This is a genomic window from Kitasatospora sp. NPDC092039 (assembly GCF_044756065.1).
Lineage (GTDB): Bacteria > Actinomycetota > Actinomycetes > Streptomycetales > Streptomycetaceae > Kitasatospora.
Window position 1 is genome coordinate 158034 of the sequence record NZ_JBIVSD010000012.1, and the last position, 21987, is coordinate 180020.

20 protein-coding genes and 3 tRNA genes are annotated in these 21987 nt (G+C 71.3%); 20 read left to right on the forward strand and 3 right to left on the reverse strand.

Annotated features, from left to right (window positions below; all coding sequences use genetic code 11):
- Positions 1 to 25 precede the first annotated feature (25 nt).
- The gene (locus ACIQI7_RS23740; RefSeq protein WP_401113119.1) at positions 26 to 1294 is read right to left on the reverse strand and encodes a hydrolase; all 1269 of its coding nucleotides are present in this window, start codon (positions 1292 to 1294) and stop codon (positions 26 to 28) included.
- 278 nt (positions 1295 to 1572) lie between these two features.
- Between ACIQI7_RS23740 and ACIQI7_RS23745 the strand changes: the two genes are divergently transcribed.
- The 8 genes from ACIQI7_RS23745 (at position 1573) to ACIQI7_RS23780 (ending at position 6426) form a co-directional block, all read left to right on the forward strand.
- Positions 1573 to 1645 (forward strand) — tRNA-Thr (locus ACIQI7_RS23745).
- Between the two features lie 43 nt (positions 1646 to 1688).
- Positions 1689 to 1761 (forward strand) — tRNA-Met (locus ACIQI7_RS23750).
- 83 nt (positions 1762 to 1844) lie between these two features.
- A complete protein-coding gene (gene rpmG / locus ACIQI7_RS23755; RefSeq protein WP_006604855.1) occupies positions 1845 to 2009 on the forward strand; it encodes a 50S ribosomal protein L33 in 165 nt (54 codons plus the stop codon).
- A gap of 116 nt (positions 2010 to 2125) precedes the next feature.
- Positions 2126 to 2584 carry a MaoC family dehydratase N-terminal domain-containing protein gene (locus ACIQI7_RS23760; protein ID WP_401113120.1) on the forward strand — a complete coding sequence of 153 codons (459 nt, stop codon included), beginning with the start codon at positions 2126 to 2128 and terminating at the stop codon, positions 2582 to 2584.
- 5 nt (positions 2585 to 2589) lie between these two features.
- Complete coding sequence (locus ACIQI7_RS23765) at positions 2590 to 3012, forward strand: MaoC family dehydratase (protein WP_387760762.1); 423 nt, start codon at positions 2590 to 2592, stop codon at positions 3010 to 3012.
- Between the two features lie 107 nt (positions 3013 to 3119).
- Positions 3120 to 3719, forward strand: coding sequence for a TetR/AcrR family transcriptional regulator (locus ACIQI7_RS23770; protein ID WP_401113122.1), 600 nt, complete (start codon positions 3120 to 3122; stop codon positions 3717 to 3719).
- A gap of 86 nt (positions 3720 to 3805) precedes the next feature.
- A complete protein-coding gene (locus ACIQI7_RS23775; RefSeq protein ID WP_401113124.1) occupies positions 3806 to 5269 on the forward strand; it encodes an MFS transporter in 1464 nt (487 codons plus the stop codon).
- 113 nt (positions 5270 to 5382) lie between these two features.
- The gene (locus ACIQI7_RS23780; RefSeq protein WP_401113125.1) at positions 5383 to 6426 is read left to right on the forward strand and encodes a UDP-N-acetylmuramate dehydrogenase; all 1044 of its coding nucleotides are present in this window, start codon (positions 5383 to 5385) and stop codon (positions 6424 to 6426) included.
- A 40-nt stretch (positions 6427 to 6466) separates the two neighbouring features.
- Here the strand turns inward: ACIQI7_RS23780 and ACIQI7_RS23785 are convergent, their stop codons facing one another.
- On the reverse strand, positions 6467 to 7531 hold the full coding sequence (locus ACIQI7_RS23785) for an adenosine deaminase (protein WP_401113127.1): 1065 nt from the start codon (positions 7529 to 7531) through the stop codon (positions 6467 to 6469).
- 126 nt (positions 7532 to 7657) lie between these two features.
- A complete protein-coding gene (locus ACIQI7_RS23790) occupies positions 7658 to 8905 on the reverse strand; it encodes a pyridoxal phosphate-dependent aminotransferase (protein ID WP_401113129.1) in 1248 nt (415 codons plus the stop codon).
- A 284-nt stretch (positions 8906 to 9189) separates the two neighbouring features.
- Here ACIQI7_RS23790 and ACIQI7_RS23795 point away from each other — a divergent pair.
- The 12 genes from ACIQI7_RS23795 (at position 9190) to rpoB (ending at position 21915) form a co-directional block, all read left to right on the forward strand.
- Positions 9190 to 9262 (forward strand) — tRNA-Trp (locus tag ACIQI7_RS23795).
- Positions 9263 to 9408: 146 nt separating this feature from the next.
- Positions 9409 to 9741 carry a preprotein translocase subunit SecE gene (gene secE, locus ACIQI7_RS23800; protein WP_401113131.1) on the forward strand — a complete coding sequence of 111 codons (333 nt, stop codon included), beginning with the start codon at positions 9409 to 9411 and terminating at the stop codon, positions 9739 to 9741.
- Positions 9742 to 9950: 209 nt separating this feature from the next.
- Positions 9951 to 10808 (forward strand): transcription termination/antitermination protein NusG, encoded by an 858-nt coding sequence (nusG, locus tag ACIQI7_RS23805; RefSeq protein ID WP_401113133.1) that lies wholly within the window; start codon positions 9951 to 9953, stop codon positions 10806 to 10808.
- Between the two features lie 162 nt (positions 10809 to 10970).
- Positions 10971 to 11405 (forward strand): 50S ribosomal protein L11, encoded by a 435-nt coding sequence (rplK, locus tag ACIQI7_RS23810; RefSeq protein ID WP_387760756.1) that lies wholly within the window; start codon positions 10971 to 10973, stop codon positions 11403 to 11405.
- Between the two features lie 77 nt (positions 11406 to 11482).
- Positions 11483 to 12205: a 50S ribosomal protein L1 gene (gene rplA, locus ACIQI7_RS23815; protein WP_207809814.1), complete on the forward strand. Its 723-nt coding sequence runs from the start codon at positions 11483 to 11485 to the stop codon at positions 12203 to 12205.
- Between the two features lie 235 nt (positions 12206 to 12440).
- Positions 12441 to 13220, forward strand: a complete 780-nt coding sequence (locus tag ACIQI7_RS23820; protein ID WP_401113136.1) for a hypothetical protein — start codon at positions 12441 to 12443, stop codon at positions 13218 to 13220.
- Positions 13221 to 13343: 123 nt separating this feature from the next.
- Complete coding sequence (locus ACIQI7_RS23825) at positions 13344 to 14222, forward strand: hypothetical protein (RefSeq protein WP_401113138.1); 879 nt, start codon at positions 13344 to 13346, stop codon at positions 14220 to 14222.
- An 88-nt stretch (positions 14223 to 14310) separates the two neighbouring features.
- Complete coding sequence (locus ACIQI7_RS23830) at positions 14311 to 15234, forward strand: hypothetical protein (RefSeq protein WP_401113140.1); 924 nt, start codon at positions 14311 to 14313, stop codon at positions 15232 to 15234.
- A gap of 208 nt (positions 15235 to 15442) precedes the next feature.
- Positions 15443 to 16321: a hypothetical protein gene (locus ACIQI7_RS23835; protein ID WP_401113142.1), complete on the forward strand. Its 879-nt coding sequence runs from the start codon at positions 15443 to 15445 to the stop codon at positions 16319 to 16321.
- Positions 16322 to 16707: 386 nt separating this feature from the next.
- A complete protein-coding gene (gene rplJ / locus ACIQI7_RS23840) occupies positions 16708 to 17271 on the forward strand; it encodes a 50S ribosomal protein L10 (protein ID WP_045693068.1) in 564 nt (187 codons plus the stop codon).
- 87 nt (positions 17272 to 17358) lie between these two features.
- The gene (gene rplL, locus ACIQI7_RS23845; protein ID WP_387756279.1) at positions 17359 to 17745 is read left to right on the forward strand and encodes a 50S ribosomal protein L7/L12; all 387 of its coding nucleotides are present in this window, start codon (positions 17359 to 17361) and stop codon (positions 17743 to 17745) included.
- A 693-nt stretch (positions 17746 to 18438) separates the two neighbouring features.
- Complete coding sequence (rpoB, locus tag ACIQI7_RS23850) at positions 18439 to 21915, forward strand: DNA-directed RNA polymerase subunit beta (protein ID WP_387756281.1); 3477 nt, start codon at positions 18439 to 18441, stop codon at positions 21913 to 21915.
- The last annotated feature ends 72 nt before the right edge of the window (positions 21916 to 21987 follow it).

Consider the following 21987-nt stretch of genomic DNA (forward strand, 5'->3'; position numbering starts at 1 on the left):
CCGGTTCAGCCGTCCTCGCCCCGGTTCAGCCGTCCTCGCCCCCGCACTGCCGGGGCAGCGCCAGCGCCACGGTGTCCGCGAACTCCCGGACCGCGCTGGTCCGGCTGACCACCCGGCCGCTGTGCACCACCAGCCGGCTGTGCCCGCCCGCGAGCGCCCCGGCCAGGCTGTCCCCGCGCACCGCCAGCAGCTCCGCCGGGAACCCGGCGTCCACCCGGACCGGCGCCAGGCCGAGCGCCGCCCGGGCCTGGTTCGCCACCGCGTCGTACGCCGCCGCCGGGTCCAACTCCCCACCGGCCGCCAGCAGATAGGCCGACTCCAGCGGATCCGCCCGGCCGACCGGGTTGGACGGATCGCGCAGCGCCCCGCTGCCCGCCGCCAGCGGCACCCGGGCGGCCGCCAACTCCCGTACCAGGCCCGGCCGCAGGCCCGTCATCCGGCCATCCAGTCCGGTGCAGCAGCCGTTCTGCGGCAGGCAGACCACCCGGATCCCGCTGGTCGCCAGCACCGTCGACGCGCCCCGGGGCAGCGCCCCGCACGGGCCGAGTGTCACCCGCGGCCGCAGCGGCGCCAACGCCCCGGCCATCCGGGCCAGTTGGGCGGCGTCGGCGGCACTGGTGTGCAGGTCCACCGAGCAGTCCGCCTCCCGGGCGGCCTCCAGCAGCAGTTGCACGTACCCGGCCGGGTCGGGGTCCAGCTCCGGGCAGCCGCCGGCCGCCGTGGCGCCCAGTTTGAGCGCCTCGCGAAGCTGCGCCCGGCTGTCCGCCCCGGCCCGCCCGGTGAGCAGCCGGGGCATCGCCACCGCCTGGAGCTCGGCCAGCCCGCTCAGCGCCTGCCGGGCGGTGAGCACCGCCTCCAGCCGGCGCAGCCCGTGCACGTCGCCGATCCGGACGTGGGTGCGCTGGGCGGTGGCGCCGTAGCCGAGCGAGGTCAGCGCGGCCTCGGTGACCCGCCGGGTGAGGTCGGCGGGGGTGTCCGGCGGCGGGGTGGAGAGGGCGGCGGAGAAGGCGGCGTCGTAGTGGGCGTGCGCCTCGGCGGGGGCCGGGAGCAGCAGGTAGCCGCGCAGGTCGATCCGGGCGCCGGTGGTGACGGTGGGGGCGCCGGGCAGGGCGGGCAGCGGGCCGAGGCTGCCGACGGTGCCGACCGCCTGGATCCGGTCGCCGCTGATCCGGACGTCCACCACCCGCCCGTCGGCCAGCCTGGCGCCGGTGAGCAGGAGGACCGGGCCGTGCCCGAGCGGGTTGGCCGCCGGGTCGGGCCCGGAGTGCGGCCCGTCGGCGGCTGCGCTGTCCATCGCCGGCTCCTTCTCGGGCCGGCCCGTGCGGTCGGCCCCGTACGGCTGGCCCGTCCCACCGGCCAGCCCTCCCGATCAATGAGCGTCGAGCCTATGGGCCCGGGGGGCGGGGCGCCGGGAGGCGGGCAATAGTCGTATCGGGTCGGGCCGTGCGGCTCGGAGGCCGATCGAACGCCGGGCCTTGGATCGTCCGTCCGTACCCCTCGCCCACCTGCGGTCTTCGCCGCGGGATACGGATTTCACCTCCGGCCGCGAAACGTGTAATCTCTTCCTCGTTCGCCCCTATAGCTCAGTCGGTAGAGCGTCTCCATGGTAAGGAGAAGGTCTGCGGTTCGATTCCGCATGGGGGCTCGGGTGAGAAGCAGTCAGCTCCGGCTGTGCTGCGGATCACTGTGGCGGTGTAGCTCAGTTGGTAGAGCAAGCGGCTCATAATCGCTGTGTCACCGGTTCAAGTCCGGTCACCGCTACCCCGCGTAGTCGGTCGGGAGATCGCACTCCCGGTCGGCTACTCTTGTCGTGTTCTTATTCGTTGTCCAAGGAAGGCACTCCCGTGGCTGCCACCGATGTCCGCCCGAAGATCACGCTGGCCTGCGTGGAGTGCAAGGAGCGGAACTACATCACCAAGAAGAACCGGCGTAACGACCCGGACCGTCTTGAGATGAAGAAGCACTGCCCCCGCTGCAACTCGCACACCGCGCACCGCGAGACCCGCTGACCCTGTTGCAGGGCGCCGGGCCTGTGTGAATTCAGGTCTTCTACTCCGGGCCGCATCCCTCATGGGGGGTGCGGCCCGGAGTTTTTTCGTATCCACCCGCGTTCCGAGGAGCTGCCATGGCGCTCGACCCCTCCTTCATCGGGCGTAGTTACCCGCCCACCGAGCCGTACGAGGTCGGCCGGGAGAAGATCCGCGAGTTCGCGACCGCGATCGGCGACGCCAACCCCGCGTACACCGACCCGGAGGCGGCGAAGGCGCTGGGCCACCCCGACGTGATCGCCCCGCCGACCTTCCCGTTCGTGATCACCTACCGCGCGGCGGGCCAGGTGGTCGAGGACCCGGAGCTGGGCCTGGACTTCACCCGGGTGGTGCACGGCGACCAGAAGTTCGCCTACAGCCGCCCGGTGCGGGCCGGCGACCGGCTCTCGGTCGCGGTGACCATCGACAACATCAAGTCACTGGCGGGCAACGACGTGCTCACCGTGCGTGGCGAGGTGACGGACGCGACCGGCGAGCACGTTGTGACGTCGGTCATGACCCTGGTGGCCCGGGCCGCCGACGAGGCGGGGGAGTGAGCGCGATGGCGATCAGCTACGACGAGGTCGAGGTCGGCACCGAGCTGCCGGCGCAGTCCTTCCCGGTGACCCGCGACACACTGGTGCGCTACGCGGGCGCCTCGGGAGACTTCAACCCGATCCACTGGAACGAGAGGTTCGCTCTGGAGGTCGGCCTGCCGGACGTCATCGCGCACGGCATGTTCACCATGGCCGAGGCGATCCGGGTGGTCACCGACTGGGTCGGCGACCCGGCCGCGGTGGTCGAGTACGGCGTGCGCTTCACCCGCCCCGTGCCGGTGCCGAACGACGGCGTCGGCGCGGTGGTCGAGGTCTCGGCCAAGGTCGCCAAGAAGCTGGACGACCGCAGGGTGCAGGTCGACCTGCTGGCCACCACGGGCGGCCAGAAGGTGCTCGGCATGTCCCGGGCCGTCGTCCGGCTCGGCTGAGCGGCTCCCGCCCGACGGCGGCCGCGGCCGGAGCCCGTACCGCACGGGAGTTCCGGCCGCGGCCGCGGGCCTTGCGTAGCTAGTGATTGGCCACTAACTTGGTGCCCATGGCGAAGTCGAGCATCCGGATGAGCGCGGAGGAGCGGCGCGAGAGCGTCGTCCGGGCCGCCCTGATCGAGTTCGCCCGGGGTGGCTACCACGGCACCTCCACCGAGGCGATCGCCCGCCGGGTGGGCGTCTCGCAGCCGTACCTGTTCCGGCTGTTCCCGGGCAAGCAGGCGATCTTCGCCGCCGCCGCCGAGCGCTGCGTCGAGGAGACCTGGCGGGTGTTCGACGAGGCCTCGGCCGGGCTGTCCGGCGAGGAGGCCGCCGAGGCGATGTCCGGCGCGTACCTGAGCCTGGTCGAGGACCGCGACCAGCTCATGATGCAGATGCAGCTCTACGTCTCGGTCTTCACGGCCCGGGTGGCCGGCGAGGAGGAGATCGGCGAGGCCGCCCGACGGCTGTGGGAGAACCTGTTCGACCGGGTCAGGATCCGGATCGGCGGCGACATGGAGGACGCCACGCGGTTCTTCGCGTACGGGATGCTGATCAACACCCTGGTGGCGCTGGGCTACCCCCCGGACCACCGGATGTGGACCGGCTTCGGCGAGCACGGGGAGCCCGGGGCCTCCGGGGAACACGGGGAGTCCGGGGCGTCCGAGTAGACCGGCCGCGCGGTGCGTCCGTGCGGCCTCCTTTCGGCCCACGAAAGTTATTGAGCAATTACTACCTAAGGAACCTGGGGGACGTCATGACGGAGAAACCGGCCATGGGCAGAACCGCGATCTGGACCCTGGTGATCGTCAGCGCGGCCAGTTTCATGGCCGCCCTGGACAACCTGGTGGTCACCACCGCACTGCCGTCGATCCGCGAGGAGCTCGGCGGCGGGCTGTCCGACCTCGAATGGACGGTCAGCGCCTACACCCTGAGCTTCGCCGTGCTGCTGATGTTCGGCGCCGCGCTCGGCGACCGCTTCGGCCGCCGCCGGATCTTCCTGGTCGGTCTGGCGGTCTTCACCGCCGGCTCCGCCGCGGCCGCGCTGTCCCCGGGCATCGGCGAGCTGATCGCCGCCCGCGCCCTCCAGGGCACCGGAGCCGCGGTGATGATGCCGCTCACCCTCACCCTGCTCACCGCCGCCGTGCCCGAGGCCAGGCGGGGGCTGGCCTTCGGCGTCTGGTCGGGCGTCAGCGGCCTCGCCGTCGCCGCCGGGCCGCTGATCGGCGGCTCGCTGACCGAGCACTTCTCCTGGCAGTGGATCTTCTGGGTGAACGTCCCGGTCGGCCTGGTCCTGCTGCCGCTGGCCTTCCTGCGGCTCGGCGAGAGCCGGGGCGCGGGCCGGGCCCTGGACGTGCCCGGCACCCTGCTGGTCAGCCTGGGGATGTTCGGGCTCGTGCTCGGCCTGATCCGCGGCAACCCGGACGGCTGGACCAGCCCGCTGGTCCTCGGCTCGCTGGTCGCCGGCACCCTGCTGCTGGCCGCCTTCGTCTGGTACGAGCAGCGGGTGGCCGTCCACCCGATGCTGCCGATGCGGCTGTTCCGCAGCCGGGCCTTCTCCGCCGTCAACGCGGCCAGCCTGCTGATGTACCTGGGGATGTTCGGCTCGATCTTCCTGATCAGCCAGTACCTCCAGGGCGTCGGGGGCTTCAGCCCGCAGGAGGCGGGCGTCCGGATGCTGCCGTGGACGGCGATGCCGCTGCTGGTCTCGCCGGTCGCGGGCATCGTCTCCGACCGGATCGGCGGCCGGTCGATCGTGGCCGCCGGGCTGGCGCTGCAGGCCGTGGGCCTGGTGCTGTTCGGCCTGGTCGCGGACGGGGGCACCGGCCTCGACTACCCCGCCCAGATCCCGGCCATTGTGATCTGCGGGATCGGCATGTCGCTGTACTTCGGCCCGACCGCCCAGCTGGTGATGGCCAGCGTCCGGCCGCAGGAGCAGGGGATCGCCTCCGGCGCCAACAACGCGCTGCGTGAGGTCGGCGGGGCGCTCGGGGTCGCCGTGCTCGCGGCGGTGTTTTCGGCGCACGGCGGCTACCAGTCGGCGCAGGCGTTCACGGACGGGCTGGTGCCCGCGCTGTACGTCGGCGGGGCGGCCGTCGGGCTCGGCGCGCTCGCCGCGGTGTGCATCCCGGGTCGGCGCGGGGCGCAGGCCGTGGCGGCCGCGCCGGCGGGGGCGCGGGAGGAGCGGGCCGGGGCACCGGCCGAGCCGGCGCGGGTCTGAGGCGCCGGAGCGCAGGCCGAGCCGGAGCGCCGGGCGGGCCGGAGCGCCGGAGCGCCGGGCGACGGGTGGCAGGGGTGCCGGGGGGCATCCCTGCCACCCGTACGCTGGTGGGCGTGCTGGTAGAAAACGACGCCCCCCTCGCCCCGCTGACCACGCTCCGGCTCGGCGGCCCGGCCCGCCGGCTGGTGACCGCCCACACCGACGACGAGGTGATCGCCGCCGTCCGCGAGGCCGACGCGGCCGACGAGCCGCTGCTGGTCCTCGGCGGCGGCTCCAACCTGGTGATCGGTGACGCCGGCTTCCCCGGCACCGTGCTGCGGATCGCCACCGAGGGCTTCGCCCTGGACGGCACCGGCCTGGAGGTCGCGGCCGGCGAGACCTGGTCCGAGGTGGTCCGCCGGACCGTGCTCGACCACCGCCTGGCGGGCGTCGAGTTCCTGGCCGGCATCCCCGGCTCGGCGGGTGCCACCCCGGTGCAGAACGTGGGCGCGTACGGCCAGGAGGTCGCGCAGGCGATCACCGAGGTGGTCGCGTACGACCGCGCCGCCGACGAGGTGGTCGTGCTCCCGAACGCCGAGTGCGCCTTCTCCTACCGGCACAGCCGCTTCAAGGCCGATCCGGACCGCTACGTGGTGCTGCGGGTGCGGTTCCGCCTGGAGGACAACGGCGGGCTCTCCACCCCCGTCCGCTACGCCGAGACCGCCCGGCACCTGGGCGTCGGGCAGGGCGACCGGGTGGCGGTCGACACCGCGTGGAACGCGGTGCTGCTGCTGCGCGCCGGCAAGGGCATGGTGCTGGACCCGGCGGACCACGACACCTGGTCGGCCGGCTCCTTCTTCACCAACCCGGTGCTCACGGCCGCGCAGTACGAGTCCTTCCGCACCCGCCCGGGCGCCGAGGACGCCCCCGCCTACCCGGCCCCGGAGGGCTGCACCAAGACCTCGGCGGCCTGGCTGATCGACCGCTCGGGCTTCGGCAAGGGCTACGGCAGCGGCCCGGCGACGCTCTCCACCAAGCACACCCTGGCCCTCACCAACCGCGGCTCGGCCACCGCCGACGACCTGCTGGCGCTGGCCCGGGAGATCCGGGACGGGGTCCGCGAGGCCTTCGGGGTGGAGCTGGTGAACGAGCCGGTGATGGTGGGCGTCGAGCTCTGACCAGGGCCCGGGCCCGGGGCGGACCCCGGACGGCCGCCGGCTAGGCGGGCACCGCGGCCCGGTCCGCGGGAGCGCGGCCGTCCGCCAGCCAGGCGTCGATGTCCGCCAGCAGCTCCTTGCGGACGGCCTCCGGCGCGACCGAACCGCGCACCGACTGCCGCGCCAGCTCGGCGAGTTCGGTGTCGGAGAAGCCCAGCACGTCCCGGACCAGCTCGTACTGGGCGGCCAGCCGGCTGCCGAACAGCAGCGGGTCGTCGGCGCCCAGCGCGAGCGGCACCCCGGCGTCGAAGAGCCGGCGCAGCGGGACCTCCTCGGGGTGCTCGTAGACGCCGAGCGAGACGTTGGAGGAGGGGCAGACCTCGCAGGTGACCTGGCGGTCCGCCAGCCGCTCCATCAGCCGGGGGTCCTCGGCGGCCCGCACGCCGTGGCCGATCCGGCCGGCGCCCAGGTCGTCCAGGCAGTCCCGGACGGACTCCGGGCCGGACAGCTCGCCGCCGTGCGGGGCCGCCAGCAGTCCGCCCTTGCGGGCGATCGCGAAAGCCCGGTCGAAGTCCCGGGCCAGGCCCCGGCGTTCGTCGTTGGAGAGGCCGAAGCCGACCACCCCGTGGTCGGCGTAGCGGACGGCCAGCCGGGCCAGCGTCCGGGCGTCCATCGGGGACTTCATCCGGTTGGCCGCGACCAGGACCCGGATGCCCACCCCGGTGGCCGCGGCGGCGTGCTCCACCGCGTCCAGGATCAGCTCCAGCGCCGGGATCAGCCCGCCCAGCCGGGGCGCGTACGAGGTCGGGTCGACCTGGATCTCCAGCCAGCGGGAGCCGTCCCGCTTCTCGTCCTCGGCGGTCTCCAGGACCAGCCGGCGGATGTCCGCCTCGTCCCGCAGCACCGAGCGGGCGGTGTCGTACAGCCGCTGGAAGCGGAACCAGCCCCGCTCGTCGGTGGCCCGCAGCCGGGGCGGCTCACCGGAGCTGAGCGCCTCCGGCAGCCGGACGCCGTGCTTGTCGGCCAGCTCCAGGAGGGTGGCGGGCCGCATCGAGCCGGTGAAGTGCAGGTGCAGGTGGGCCTTCGGGAGGCCCCTGACGTCTCGCGGGTTCAACAGGCGTTCCATTCACCGATACTGCCGTATGAGGCCCCCGAACGGGAACCGCCTCCTTCGCATCCCCTGAAGGGGTGAAAGGAGGCGGTGTGCCGGGTGAATCCCGTATGTCGGATTGACGCCAGTGCCGGAACGGCGTCAGTCGCGGGCCTCGCCGAGCAGCTTCTGGACCCGGCTGACGCCCTCGATCAGGTCGGCGTCGCCGAGCGCGTAGGAGAGCCGCAGGTAGCCGGGGGTGCCGAAGGCCTCGCCCGGGACGACCGCGACCTCGGCCTCGTCCAGGATCAGGGCGGCCAGCTCGCCGGAGGTCTGCGGGCGCTTGCCGCGGATCTCCTTGCCCAGCAGGCCCTTGACCGACGGGTAGGCGTAGAAGGCGCCCTCGGGCTCGGGGCAGAACACGCCGTCGATCTCGTTGAGCATCCGCACGATGGTCCTGCGGCGGCGGTCGAAGGCCTCGCGCATCTCGGCGACCGCGTCCAGGTCACCGGCCACGGCGGCCAGGGCGGCGCGCTGGGCGACGTTGGAGACGTTCGAGGTGGCGTGCGACTGGAGGTTGGTCGCGGCCTTGACGACGTCCTTGGGGCCGATCACCCAGCCCACCCGCCAGCCGGTCATCGCGTAGGTCTTGGCGACACCGTTGACCACGATGCACTTGTCGGCCAGCTCGGGCAGCAGGGCCGGCAGCGAGGTGAAGGTGGCGTCGCCGTACACCAGGTGCTCGTAGATCTCGTCGGTGAGCACCCACAGGCCGTGCTCCAGCGCCCAGCGGCCGATCGCCTCGGCCTCGGCCTCGGTGTACACCGCGCCGGTCGGGTTGGACGGCGAGACGAACAGCACCACCTTGGTGTTCTCGGTGCGCGCGGCCTCCAGCTGCTCGACCGACACCTTGTAGCCGGTGGTCTCGTCGGAGACGACCTCCACCGGGACGCCGCCGGCCAGCTGGACCGACTCCGGGTAGGTGGTCCAGTACGGGGCCGGGATGATGACCTCGTCGCCCGGGTCCAGGATCGCCGCGAAGGCCTCGTAGATCGCCTGCTTGCCGCCGTTGGTGACCAGCACCTGGGAGGCGTCCACCTGGTAGCCCGAGTCGCGCAGCGTCTTGGCGGCGATCGCGGCCTTCAGCTCGGGCAGGCCACCCGCCGGGGTGTAGCGGTGGTTCTTCGGGTCGCGGCAGGCCTCGACGGCCGCCTCGACGATGTAGTCCGGGGTGGGGAAGTCGGGCTCGCCGGCACCGAAGCCGATGACCGGACGGCCGGCGGCCTTGAGGGCCTTGGCCTTGGCGTCCACGGCGAGGGTCGCGGACTCGGCGATCGCGCCGATCCGGGCGGAGACCCGGCGGTCGGCGGGGCGGATGGACTGGTCGGGCTGCGGGGTGGAAGCGCTCATGTCTGCATCGTCGCAGAACCCGGACCTACCGGGCATCGGGGTATCGGCATCCGTACGTCCCCGTCCGGATCGCGGCCCCGGCGATCCGTCGGCGGGGGACCGGCGGGGCCGGACATCCGCCGGGTGACCGGCCGGTCCGGAAGAAGACGTTCGACCAAACGCCCCTCGACCACGTACACTCGCTGCTCGACGGCCCGCCGAAAAGAACCGGAGCTTTCACCGCCTGTGCAGGCAGCGGGGGGAGATGCGGTAGGTTGGTCGCCACCGGAGCCGCGAGGCACCGTAGGGCAATAGCTCAATTGGTAGAGCACCGGTCTCCAAAACCGGCGGTTGGGGGTTCGAGTCCCTCTTGCCCTGCTGCTAGATCCGTTTTCAGCCCGTTCGCTCCACAGGAGTGAGCGGGCTTGATGCGGAGATGGCACCGATCAGCACCGCTAGCCGGCTGGTCGTGCCCCACCTGGTGCGCGGCGAAGTCGGCAGGACCCGGATTCAGGTGAGGACGAGTGACGGAGACCACGGGCTCCACCGCAACGCCTGAGAGCGGCAACCCCGAGGGTGCCGACGGCGCTGCCGAGACCACGCCCGCCGACGAGAAGTCGGGCAAGCGCGGCAACCGCGAGAAGAAGTCCGGCAAGCGCGCCAAGAAGGGCCTGTTTGCCCGGATGGCGCTGTTCTACCGCCAGATCATCGCGGAACTGCGCAAGGTCGTCTGGCCGACCCGCAGCGAACTCACCAACTACACCGCCGTCGTGGTCACCTTCGTCGTGGTCGTGATGGCCTTCGTGGCCGGCCTGGACTACGGCTTCTCCAAGCTGAGCCTCCTGGTCTTCGGCTGACCGGCCGCCCCACCTCTCGAACAGCCTCCCGACCCGGGCCGAATCCTCGGCCCGGGTCGAGCTGTCGGCGCCGGACGTACGCGCGGTTACCGTGGACTCGGTACTGTTGAAGTCTCCGAGACCTCATCTGGCGCCCGCGCGAGCGGTCGTCCGCCGGGCCGGTCGAGGAGCGCGCCACCTTCACCATCTCCAGGAAAGAAGCCGCCACCGTGTCTGAGTCCCCCCTGTACGACGCCGACGAGACCGTCCGCGAGGCGGATGTCGCCGCCGAGCCGGACGCGACCGAGCTGGCTGTCGACACCGAGTCCGCCGAGCAGATCGTGGACGCCGCGGACAGCGACGAGGACGAGGTCGAGGCGTACGACGAGGCCGAGGCCGGCGAGCCCGCCGAGGAGGCCGCGCTGCACGTGGAGGGCGCCGCCGAGGAGGCCGAGGAGGCCGAGGAGGAGCCGGCCGAGGAGGTCGACCCGGTCGCCAAGTTCCGCGAGGACCTGCGCTTCATGCCGGGCGAGTGGTACGTGATCCACACCTACGCCGGCTACGAGAACCGGGTGAAGCAGAACCTGGAGCAGCGCGCCGTCTCGCTGAACGTCGAGGAGTACATCTTCCAGGCCGAGGTGCCGCAGGAGGAGGTCGTCCAGATCAAGAACGGCGACCGCAAGACCATCCGCCAGAACAAGCTCCCCGGCTACGTCCTGGTGCGCATGGACCTCACCCCCGAGTCCTGGGGCGTCGTGCGCAACACCCCGGGTGTCACCGGCTTCGTCGGCAACGCCTACGACCCGTACCCGCTGACCCTGGACGAGGTCGTCAAGATGCTCGCCCCCGACGTCGAGCGCCAGGCCGCCAAGGAGGCCGGCAAGGCTTCGCCGGTCCGCCCGGTCGAGGTCCAGGTGCTGGACTTCGAGGTCGGCGACTCGGTCACCGTCACCGACGGCCCGTTCGCGACCCTCCAGGCGACCATCAACGAGATCAACCCGGACTCGAAGAAGGTCAAGGGCCTGGTCGAGATCTTCGGCCGGGAGACCCCGGTCGAGCTCTCCTTCGACCAGATCCAGAAGAACTAGTCGTACGGTCTTCGGATCCGGGCGGGCCCGCGGGCCCGCCCGGATCCGTTTTGGTCCAGCGGCGCGAACGCGTTAGCCTGGTCCGATGTGTGTGCTGGCGGCCGGGTGTCGCCCCGGTTCCGCACGCACCAGCAATCACCTCTCGGAAGGACCCGGAGAGACATGCCTCCCAAGAAGAAGAAGGTCACGGGGCTTATCAAGCTCCAGATCAACGCCGGCGCGGCCAACCCGGCGCCGCCGGTCGGCCCCGCGCTGGGCCAGCACGGCGTCAACATCATGGAGTTCTGCAAGGCCTACAACGCTGCGACCGAGTCGCAGCGCGGCATGATCGTGCCGGTGGAGATCACGGTCTACGAGGACCGTTCCTTCACCTTCATCACGAAGACGCCGCCGGCCGCGCGCCTCATCCTGAAGGCCGCCGGTGTCGAGAAGGGCTCCAGCGAGCCGCACAAGACCAAGGTCGCCAAGCTCACCAGCGCCCAGGTCCGTGAGATCGCCACGACCAAGATGCCCGACCTGAACGCCAACGACCTGGACGCCGCGGCGAAGATCATCGCCGGCACCGCCCGGTCGATGGGCATCACCGTCGAGGGCTGAGAACCCCTCTCGTCCTCTGTGGTAGGGCCCGCGCAGGCCCGTGACACCACAACTCCATTCACCATTCAGGAGCAGCTATGAAGCGCAGCAAGGCCCTGAAGGCCGCGGACGCCCAGGTCGACCGCGAGCGCCTTTACGCCCCCCTCGAGGCCGTCCGCCTCGCCAAGGCGACCAGCACCACCAAGTTCGACGGCACCGTCGAGGTCGCCATGCGTCTGGGTGTCGACCCGCGCAAGGCCGACCAGATGGTCCGCAGCACCGTGATCCTCCCGCACGGCACCGGTAAGACCGCTCGGGTCCTGGTCTTCGCGACCGGCGAGCGTGCCGAGGCCGCGCGTGCTGCGGGCGCCGACATCGTCGGTGCCGACGAGCTGATCGACGAGGTCGCGAAGGGCAAGCTGGACTTCGACGCCGTCGTCGCCACCCCGGACCTCATGGGCAAGGTCGGCCGCCTCGGCCGCGTGCTCGGTCCCCGTGGTCTGATGCCGAACCCGAAGACCGGCACCGTGACCCCGGACGTCGCCAAGGCTGTCAACGACATCAAGGGCGGCAAGATCGAGTTCCGCGTCGACAAGCACTCGAACCTGCACTTCATCATCGGTAAGGCCTCCTTCACCGACGAGCAGCTGGTCGAGAACTACGCCGCCGCGCTGGACGAGGTGCTCCGCGCCAAGCCGTCCGCCGCCAAGGGCCGCTACATCAAGAAGACCGCGTTCTCGACCACCATGGGCCCCGGCATCCAGGTGGACCCGAACCGCACCCGCAACCTCCTCGTCGAGGAGGACCCGGCCGCGGTCTGAGCCCCAGTGCTCTAGAGCAGTCCGTACGGCGGGCCCGTACCCCCTTCACCGGGGGTGCGGGCCCGCCGTCGTTCCCGGGCCGTGACCGGGGGACGCGACCGGGCCGGGGCAGGGCACGCCGGCGGGCCGCAACGGTTGCCGGATCGGGACACCGGCGGATGGGAACGGCGGGCCGAACCGTCGTACGCTCTGCCGGTCAGACCATGTGGAGAACCTGTGACCGCCGGAGTGTGCCGTGCCGCCCGCCCCTCGCCCCACCGTTCTCGCGGCGGCCCTGCTGCTGCTCGCCACCACCGGGTGCAGCCTGCTGGCCGCCCCGACCGCCGCCACCCCGGGGGGCCCCGCGCCGGTGCCGCCCAAGCAGGTGGTGCTGGCGGCCGCACAGGCGCTGGACGACGCCGGCGGCGCCCGGATCGACGTGGTCCAGGAGGGCGCGGCCGGGCGGCGCACCGCGAGCGGCTCGCTGGTCTGGGGCGCCTCGGACGAGGCGGCCCTCACCGTCACCGATGAACTGGGCAGCGGGCGGCTGACCCTGAAGGACGGCGCGCTCGACCTCGTCTACCAGGGCGGTGCGGCCAAGCACGCGGAGCGGAGCACCGCCGAGGCGGTCGACCCCGGGGCGGGCCCCGATCCGGAGGGCTTCGCGGGCGGCTGGACGACCGCGCTGATCACCGGCCCGGGCAGCCGGGCGTACGAGGTCGCCCAGGGCGTCAAGCTCGTCTCGCTCGGCGGCGAGCAGCTGGCCGGGGTGACCGTGGCGCACTACCAGGGCTCCGCACCGGTGGCCGAACTGTTCGGCAAGGACGACGAGTTGACCCCGAAGCGGCGCGCCGCCACGCTGGACTGGTACCGGCGGCACGGGGTGACGTCGATCGGCTACGAGGTCTGGGTCGGGCCCGGCATGCAGTTGCTGCGGCTGCGCGAGACGATCCGGGGGAGTGCGGGAACCACGGTCACCACGACCGATGTCTCGGCTCCCGGGGGCGCGGACGCGACGCCCGCAGCGGGCGGGTGACGGAAGGGGGATATCCAGTGCGTGGGGGTTTCGGCGATCGGTTAGAGTCCGCGTGAAAAGAACATGAGAAGAACCGACGATCGGATCTTCCATGGATTGACCAGATCCCACGGGGGTAGCTCCATGCGCGCTCTGCGCCTCGCCTCGGCCGTCGCGACGACGGCCGTCCTGCTCGGTGCGGCTACGGCCTGTGGCGGTGACACCAAGAGCAATGACGCCAAGGCCGGCGACACCAAGACCGCCGAGGCCAAGGGCGGCGAGACCAAGACCGCAGACGCCAAGGCCGCGGACCCGCTCGCGGCGGTGCTGGCCGGGGACCCGAAGGCCGCGCTGGCCGCGTCCGCGCTGGTGATGCAGAAGGCCGGCAACGGCAAGGTCACCATGATCCCGGCCGAGCCCGACAGCCCCGGCGGCACCGGCGACGCGGACTGGAAGGAGCCGGCCAAGACCTCCGTGGACCTGCTCGGCGACATGGGCGGCAAGAAGCTCAAGATCCGGGTGGTCGGCGTGGACGCCTACCTCGGCGGCGACGAGGCGGCTCCGGCCCTCGGGGGCAAGCACTGGGTCAAGTTGTCCACGGACGAGACCGGCGCCACCTTCCGGGCGGCGGGCCAGATGATGAACCCGGTCACCCTGCTCACCATGGCGGCCCAGAGCGGAAAGCTCACCAAGGTCGGCCAGGAGGCCGTGGACGGCGCCCAGACCGTCCACCTGCGGGCGGAGCAGGACACCGCCGCGCTGGTGGCCGGAATGACGGGGCTCCCGGCGGAGCGGCGGCCCGCCGTCCAGAAGGTGCTGGAGGAGGACGGCAAGTCCCTCACCATCGACTTCTGGCTGAACGCCAAGCAGGAACTCGTCCAGTACCAGGAGTACGGCGAGAAGAAGGGCAGCAAGGAAGCCGTCACCGTCAAGTACTCGGACCTCGGCAAGGCCGCCCCGATCGCCGTGCCGGCCGCCGACGACCTCGGCGCCGAGACCGACCTGCTCAAGCTGCTCGGCTGATCCGGCCGTCCGGACTCCGAGCCCTCCGGCTACGACCGGCTACCGCCCCGGGCGCATCCCGCGCCCGGGGATCCTCAAGGGGGGAACCATGGCTGGAACCCGCAACACCGCCGTCGCTGTCGTCCTCGCCGCCCTGGCGCTGACCGCGACCGCGTGCAACGACAACGACGACAAGAGCGCCGCCCCGGCCGCGCCGACCACGGCCGCCGCCACCTCGGCCGCCCCGTCGTCCGCCGCCCCGGCCACCGGCGCGAAGCCGGAGAAGGTCAGCCCGGCGGTCTACCTGGAGCAGGTCACCCAGAAGACCGGCGCGGCCAAGTCGGCGAAGGTCGACGAGCTGATCCAGGTGGGCGAGGTCACCATGAAGGGCAAGGGGGCGGTGTCCTGGGCCGACGGCCTGGAGGCCGACCTCACGATGGACCTGTCGGGCTCCCCGATGGCCAAGCTCCTGGAGCCGCTGACCGGCGGCCCGAACGTGCACTACCTGTACACCAAGGACGCCATGTACATGGGCCTGGGCGGGAAGCTGCTGGAGAGCGGCGGCCCGAAGTGGGTGCGCTACAGCAAGGCCGACATGGCCAAGGCCTCCGGCGGCACGACCGACCAGCTCCAGAGCGCGGACCCGGTGCAGGGCGTCCGGACGCTGATCGCCAGCGGCAAGGTCACCGAGGTCGGCCCGGAGACGGTGAACGGCAAGGCCACCACCCACTACTCCGGCGTGCTCAGCGCGGCCGACGTGGCCAAGGCCACCAGCCAGGGCATGACCCAGGAGCAGGCCGACCGGCTGAAGCAGAACCTGGACGCGGCCGGCGTCACCAGCGACCGGATCGACGTCTGGGTCGACGCCGACAAGCTGGTCGTCAAGCGGACCGAGCAGGCCGAGACCAAGGCCGGCGCGATGAACGTCACCGTCAGCTACTCGGACTACGGCACCCCGGTGATCGCCGCCACCCCGTCGGCCTCGGAGGCCATCGACCTCGCCGACCTGCAGAAGGCCGCGGCCGGCAGCTGATCCGCGAGGTCGGGGGCGGTGGGGTGCCGACCGGCTCCCCGCCGCCCCCGACCGGTGTCCCGGCCCGGCCCGGCTCGGCCGACCCGGTGGATCCGTCCGGCCCCGGGCGGGTCCGGAGGGGGCCGCGACCGGGCGGGCGGGGGACGGGTGGCAAGGTGGCCGGAGCGAAGCCGCCGTCGGGCGGGGGCCGGCGAGAGGGGAACGGACCATGGCGGGACGGCAGCGGTTGGCGGCAGTGGCCGCCGTCGCCCTGCTGGCGAGCGGGCTGAGCGGGTGCGGCGGGGGCGGCGACACGACCGCCGTGCCGTCCGACGGCCCGAGCACGGCCAGCGCCACGCCGTCCACCGCCTCGCCGAGCGCCCAGGCCAAGCCGACCGACCGCTCCCCGCACGGGGTGCTGCTCTCCGCCCAGCTGGCCGCGCAGACCGCCCGCCGGGCCAAGGTCAGCTACCGGCTCGGCGCGGACGCCGGCTCCGGCCCGCTGTTCTGGCAGCCCAAGACCGCGCTCCAGATCAAGCGCTCCACGCCGGCCGAGGCCGAGCAGCTGATCGTCGTGGACACCGTCGCCTACCAGGGCGGCGACGCCGCCACCGCGGCCCGGCAGGGCGGGAAGCACTGGGAGCGCTTCACCGTCCCGCCGGCCGCGGACGGCCGCAAGGAGATCCCGTACGCCGGGCTGATCGACCTGCTGAACCCGGTCGAGGCGCTGACCGCGGCCACCGCCGAGGGGACGGAGCCGGTCTTCGTCGGCGAGGAGAAGTCCGACGACTCGACCGTCGGGCACTACCGGGTCACCACCACCGCCGAGAGGTACGCGGCCGCCCAGACCCAGCTGACCCAGTCCCGCCGGGACGGCCTGCGGGCCGCGCTCGCGCCCGGCGGCTCGCTCTCGCTCACCCTGGACCTCTGGCTCAACGACAAGGACCAGCTGGTCCGGCTCCAGCGCACCGGCAACGGGGACAGCGGCCGGGCGGACGACGCGGTGCTCTACACCGACCTCGCCGGGGCGCTGCTCTCGGCGCAGGCGCCGGCCGAGACGGACACCGTGGACACCGGCGTCCGGACGGTCTCCCCGCTGGCCCGCTGAACCGCGGCCCGGCGGACCCACCCCGCCGTCCCATCCCCGTCGGGCCGCCGGGCCGAACCCGAGGGCGATTTGCCCCCGGCGGACGGCTCCGGTTACTGTTGCCGAAGCCAAAGACCGCTGGTTGTCATCACGCGCCCGTCAGGGAGCAGGTGGCCGAAGGATCTGCGCTTCGTCGCAGGCAGCCCGCGCAGGTGTGTCTGGAGCTTCGACTTCCGGGTCCGCGTTCACGCGGCTGCCCGTCGAGGTCGTTCCGAGCCCCGTGCCCCTGCGCACCGGGGCTCGTTGCATTTCGCAGGAGCTTTCCTTCCGTCCGGTCGGTCCACGGCGACCTAGGTCGACTTTCGCGGTCGGCCCGACTTCGACATCACGGAAGGAGGCGTAAGCCTATGGCCAGGCCCGACAAGGCTGCTGCCGTTGCCGAGATCACGGACAAGTTCCGTGGCTCCTCCGCGGCGCTGCTGACCGAGTACCGCGGTCTCTCGGTGAAGCAGGTCAAGACCCTGCGTCGCTCGCTCGGCGACAACGCCGAGTACGCCGTGGTGAAGAACACGCTGACCAAGATCGCGGCCAATGAGGTCGGGATCACGGAGCTCGACGACCTGTTCAACGGTCCGACGGCTGTCGCCTTCGTCACCGGTGACCCGGTGGAGTCGGCGAAGGCTCTGCGTGACTTCGCCAAGGAGAACCCCGCTCTCATCATCAAGGGCGGTGTCCTTGACGGCAAGGCGCTGTCCGCCGATGAGATCAAGAAGCTCGCGGACCTCGAGTCCCGCGAGGTGCTGCTCGCCAAGCTGGCGGGTGCCCTGAAGGCCAAGCAGTCCCAGGCTGCCGCGCTCTTCCAGGCCCTGCCGTCGAAGCTCGTCCGCACTGTGGACGCGCTGCGCGACAAGGTCGAGCAGGGCGGTGCCGGTACGCCGGCTCCCGCCGCCGAGGACGCCGCCGCCGAGTAATCGGCAGGCTAACGCCTCGCTGCGGGCCCGTGCCCGCCCAACCCGTACATACGGCACCACCTGCCGATTTAGTGGAAGGACGCCATCATGGCGAAGCTGACCCAGGACGAGCTGCTCGCGCAGTTCGAGGAGCTCACCCTCATCGAGCTCGCTGCCTTCGTGAAGGCCTTCGAGGAGAAGTTCGACGTCACCGCTGCCGCCCCGGCCGCCGCCGTCGTCGTTGCCGGTGGCACCGGTGGCGCCGAGGCCGCTGCCGAGGAGCAGGACGAGTTCGACGTCATCCTCGAGGCCGCCGGCGACAAGAAGATCCAGGTCATCAAGGAGGTGCGCACCCTGACCTCCCTCGGCCTGAAGGAGGCCAAGGACCTCGTTGACACCGCTGGTGCCAAGGTCCTGGAGAAGGTTGCCAAGGACGTTGCCGAGAAGGCCAAGGCCGCCCTCGAGGGTGCCGGCGCCAAGGTCACCGTCAAGTGATCCCGCGCCCCCTCTGAGGGGGCGTACGGCCGGGCCGATCACCCTTGCGGGTGGTCGGCCCGGCCTTTTCGCGTTCCCGGCCCGGGGCGGCCCGCCGGGCCGTTGCGCCGACTGGCCGGTACGGCCCCCGGTGTGGCCGACGGCGCACTCGGCACCGTCGGTGCCGGGGGGTATGGTGATCACCGTCGTCGAGGGCGGCCCGACCACGGCTTCTGTAACGCCGAGCGGGTCCGGACCGATAGACGGGTCGAGGTCCGCGCCGCCGGCGGGCCCTTGACGAACCTGGCGCGGCGCGCGATTCTCAAGGCGCGAGTCCGCCCGGTTGGTTCGCCGCTGGATGCATAACCAGTGGCTCCGGCGGGAAATGACTCCACGTGAGTTAGAGCAGTACCCGGTGGGCGCCCGCGCCCACCGGCTACCGGGAGGAGTCTCCGATTCGGTCTCCGAATCAGAGCTGGACAGCAGTGTCGCCTTTGGCTACACTGTCCCTTTGCGCTGCCTGTTAGCTGCTCCGTGACTCGTCGCCCGGAGTTTGCGTTGCCCTGAAGGGGTCTGGCACCGCCTCCGCAAAGCGGCTCTGACCTGGGGTTTCGACCCCGGCGGAGGCCAGTGGCGAGGGAGGCGGCACCAAGCCCAAGCAGGCCCGGCTGGTACGCGCGTAGTGAGCTCCGAGCCCTCGGAAGGACCCCCCTCTTGGCCGCGCCGCGCAACGCCTCGAACAATTCCGCCGCATCCACCGCCCCGCTCCGCGTCTCCTTCGCGAAGATCAAGGAGCCCCTCGAGGTCCCCAACCTCCTGGCCCTGCAGACCGAGAGCTTTGACTGGCTGCTCGGCAACGCGGCCTGGAAGACCCGGGTCGAGCAGGCGCTGGAGTCTGGTCAGGACGTCCCCACCAAGTCCGGTCTGGAGGAGATCTTCGAGGAGATCTCCCCGATCGAGGACTTCAGTGGGTCGATGTCGCTGACCTTCCGCGACCACCGTTTCGAGCCGCCGAAGAACTCCATTGACGAGTGCAAGGACCGCGACTTCACGTTCGCGGCCCCGCTCTTCGTCACGGCCGAGTTCACCAACAACGAGACCGGTGAGATCAAGTCTCAGACGGTCTTCATGGGCGACTTCCCGCTCATGACCCACAAGGGCACGTTCGTGATCAACGGCACCGAGCGTGTCGTCGTGTCGCAGCTCGTCCGCTCCCCGGGTGTGTACTTCGACTCCACCCTGGACAAGGTGTCCGACAAGGACATCTACTCCTGCAAGGTCATCCCCTCGCGTGGTGCCTGGCTGGAGATGGAGATCGACAAGCGCGACATGGTCGGCGTCCGCATCGACCGCAAGCGCAAGCAGTCCGTCACCGTGCTGCTCAAGGCGCTCGGCTGGACCAACGAGATGATTCTCGAGGAGTTCGGCGAGTACGAGTCGATGCGCGCCACCCTGGAGAAGGACCACACCCAGGGCCAGGACGACGCGCTGCTGGACATCTACCGCAAGCTGCGCCCGGGCGAGCCGCCCACGCGCGAGGCCGCGCAGACGCTTCTGGAGAACCTGTACTTCAACCCGAAGCGCTACGACCTCGCGAAGGTCGGCCGTTACAAGGTCAACCGCAAGCTGGGCAACGCCGAGTCGCTGGACTCCGGCGTGCTCACCGAGCCCGACATCATCGGTGCGATCAAGTACCTGGTGAAGCTGCACGCGGGCGAGACCGAGTGGCGTGACGACGAGGGCCGCGACATCGTGGTCGAGGTCGACGACATCGACCACTTCGGCAACCGCCGCCTGCGCAACGTCGGCGAGCTCATCCAGAACCAGGTCCGTACGGGTCTGGCCCGCATGGAGCGCGTCGTGCGCGAGCGCATGACCACCCAGGACGTCGAGGCGATCACGCCGCAGACCCTGATCAACATCCGGCCGGTCGTCGCCTCCATCAAGGAGTTCTTCGGCACCAGCCAGCTGTCGCAGTTCATGGACCAGACGAACCCGCTGTCGGGCCTGACCCACAAGCGCCGTCTGTCCGCGCTGGGCCCCGGTGGTCTGTCCCGTGAGCGGGCCGGCTTCGAGGTCCGTGACGTGCACCCCTCGCACTACGGCCGCATGTGTCCGATCGAGACCCCCGAAGGCCCGAACATCGGTCTGATCGGCTCGCTGGCCTCGTACGGCCGGGTCAACGCGTTCGGCTTCATCGAGACGCCGTACCGCAAGGTCGTCGACGGTGTGGTCACCGAGAAGGTGGACTACCTCACCGCCGACGAGGAGGACCGCTACGTCATCGCCCAGGCGAACGCGCCGCTGACCGCGGACCTGCACTTCGCCGAGCCGCGCGTCCTGGTCCGCCGCCGTGGTGGCGAGATCGACTACATCCCCGGCACCGAGATCGACTACATGGACGTCTCGCCGCGCCAGATGGTGTCGGTCGCGACCGCCATGATCCCGTTCCTCGAGCACGACGACGCCAACCGCGCGCTCATGGGCTCGAACATGATGCGCCAGGCGGTGCCGCTGCTGAAGAGCGAGGCTCCGCTGGTCGGCACCGGCATGGAGTACCGCTGCGCCGTCGACGCCGCGGACGTCATCACCGCCGAGAAGGCCGGTGTCGTCCAGGAGGTCTCGGCCGACTACGTCACCGTGGCCAACGACGACGGCACGTACACCACGTACCGCGCCGCCAAGTTCACCCGCTCCAACCAGGGCACCGCCTTCAACCAGAAGGTGCTCGTGGACGAGGGCGCCCGGGTCGAGGCCGGCCAGGTGCTGGCCGACGGCCCGTGCACCGACGAGGGCGAGATGGCCCTCGGCAAGAACCTGCTCGTGGCGTTCATGTCGTGGGAGGGTCACAACTACGAGGACGCGATCATCCTGTCGCAGCGCCTCGTCCAGGACGACGTCCTCTCCTCGATCCACATCGAGGAGCACGAGGTCGACGCCCGTGACACCAAGCTCGGCCCCGAGGAGATCACCCGGGACATCCCGAACGTCTCCGAGGAGGTCCTCGCCGACCTCGACGAGCGCGGCATCATCCGCATCGGCGCCGACGTCGTCACCGGCGACATCCTGGTCGGCAAGGTCACGCCCAAGGGCGAGACCGAGCTGACCCCGGAGGAGCGCCTGCTCCGCGCGATCTTCGGCGAGAAGGCCCGTGAGGTCCGCGACACCTCGCTGAAGGTGCCGCACGGTGAGTCCGGCAAGGTCATCGGCGTCCGCGTCTTCGACCGCGAAGAGGGCGACGAGCTGCCCCCGGGCGTGAACCAGCTGGTCCGCGTCTACGTGGCCCAGAAGCGCAAGATCACCAACGGTGACAAGCTCGCCGGCCGTCACGGCAACAAGGGTGTCATCTCCAAGATCCTCCCGGTCGAGGACATGCCGTTCCTCGAGGACGGCACTCCGGTCGACATCATCCTCAACCCGCTGGGTGTCCCGTCCCGAATGAACCCGGGACAGGTCCTGGAGATCCACCTCGGGTGGCTCGCCAAGCAGGGCTGGGACGTCTCCGGCCTCGCCGACGAGTGGGCCCAGCGCCTGCAGGCGATCGGCGCCGACACGGTCCAGGGCGGCACCAACCTCGCCACCCCGGTCTTCGACGGCGCCCGCGAGGACGAGATCACCGGCCTGCTGGACAACACCACCCTCACCCGTGACGGTGAGCGCCTGGTGAACTCCACCGGCAAGGCCCGCCTGTTCGACGGCCGCTCCGGCGAGCCGTTCCCGATGCCGGTCTCGGTCGGCTACATGTACATCCTCAAGCTGCACCACCTGGTCGACGACAAGCTGCACGCCCGTTCGACCGGTCCGTACTCGATGATCACCCAGCAGCCGCTCGGTGGTAAGGCGCAGTTCGGTGGTCAGCGCTTCGGTGAGATGGAGGTGTGGGCCCTCGAGGCGTACGGCGCTGCCTACGCGCTCCAGGAGCTGCTCACCATCAAGTCCGACGACGTCCTCGGCCGGGTCAAGGTCTACGAGGCCATCGTCAAGGGCGAGAACATCCCCGAGCCCGGCATTCCCGAGTCCTTCAAGGTCCTCATCAAGGAAATGCAGTCGCTCTGCCTCAACGTGGAGGTGCTGTCCTCGGACGGCCAGTCCATCGAGATGCGGGACTCCGACGAGGACGTGTTCCGCGCCGCCGAGGAGCTCGGCATCGACCTGTCCCGGCGCGAGCCGAGCAGCGTCGAAGAGGTCTGACGGAGGTTGGGCCGGCCGCACCCGCGGCCGGCCCGCCCCCAGGCCCCCCTCAGACCACATGAACGACTCTCG

What these genes read in the sequence shown, in the direction of transcription:
- ACIQI7_RS23740 (WP_401113119.1), bottom strand. Translation starts at nt 1,294, where the DNA reads ATGGACAGCGCAGCCGCCGACGGGCCGCACTCCGGGCCCGACCCGGCG.
- ACIQI7_RS23760 (WP_401113120.1), top strand. Translation starts at nt 2,126, where the DNA reads ATGGCGCTCGACCCCTCCTTCATCGGGCGTAGTTACCCGCCCACCGAG.
- ACIQI7_RS23765 (WP_387760762.1), top strand. Translation starts at nt 2,590, where the DNA reads ATGGCGATCAGCTACGACGAGGTCGAGGTCGGCACCGAGCTGCCGGCG.
- ACIQI7_RS23770 (WP_401113122.1), top strand. Translation starts at nt 3,120, where the DNA reads ATGGCGAAGTCGAGCATCCGGATGAGCGCGGAGGAGCGGCGCGAGAGC.
- ACIQI7_RS23775 (WP_401113124.1), top strand. Translation starts at nt 3,806, where the DNA reads ATGACGGAGAAACCGGCCATGGGCAGAACCGCGATCTGGACCCTGGTG.
- ACIQI7_RS23785 (WP_401113127.1), bottom strand. Translation starts at nt 7,531, where the DNA reads ATGGAACGCCTGTTGAACCCGCGAGACGTCAGGGGCCTCCCGAAGGCC.
- ACIQI7_RS23790 (WP_401113129.1), bottom strand. Translation starts at nt 8,905, where the DNA reads ATGAGCGCTTCCACCCCGCAGCCCGACCAGTCCATCCGCCCCGCCGAC.
- rplK (WP_387760756.1), top strand. Translation starts at nt 10,971, where the DNA reads ATGCCTCCCAAGAAGAAGAAGGTCACGGGGCTTATCAAGCTCCAGATC.
- rplA (WP_207809814.1), top strand. Translation starts at nt 11,483, where the DNA reads ATGAAGCGCAGCAAGGCCCTGAAGGCCGCGGACGCCCAGGTCGACCGC.
- ACIQI7_RS23825 (WP_401113138.1), top strand. Translation starts at nt 13,344, where the DNA reads ATGCGCGCTCTGCGCCTCGCCTCGGCCGTCGCGACGACGGCCGTCCTG.
- ACIQI7_RS23830 (WP_401113140.1), top strand. Translation starts at nt 14,311, where the DNA reads ATGGCTGGAACCCGCAACACCGCCGTCGCTGTCGTCCTCGCCGCCCTG.
- ACIQI7_RS23835 (WP_401113142.1), top strand. Translation starts at nt 15,443, where the DNA reads ATGGCGGGACGGCAGCGGTTGGCGGCAGTGGCCGCCGTCGCCCTGCTG.
- rplJ (WP_045693068.1), top strand. Translation starts at nt 16,708, where the DNA reads ATGGCCAGGCCCGACAAGGCTGCTGCCGTTGCCGAGATCACGGACAAG.
- rplL (WP_387756279.1), top strand. Translation starts at nt 17,359, where the DNA reads ATGGCGAAGCTGACCCAGGACGAGCTGCTCGCGCAGTTCGAGGAGCTC.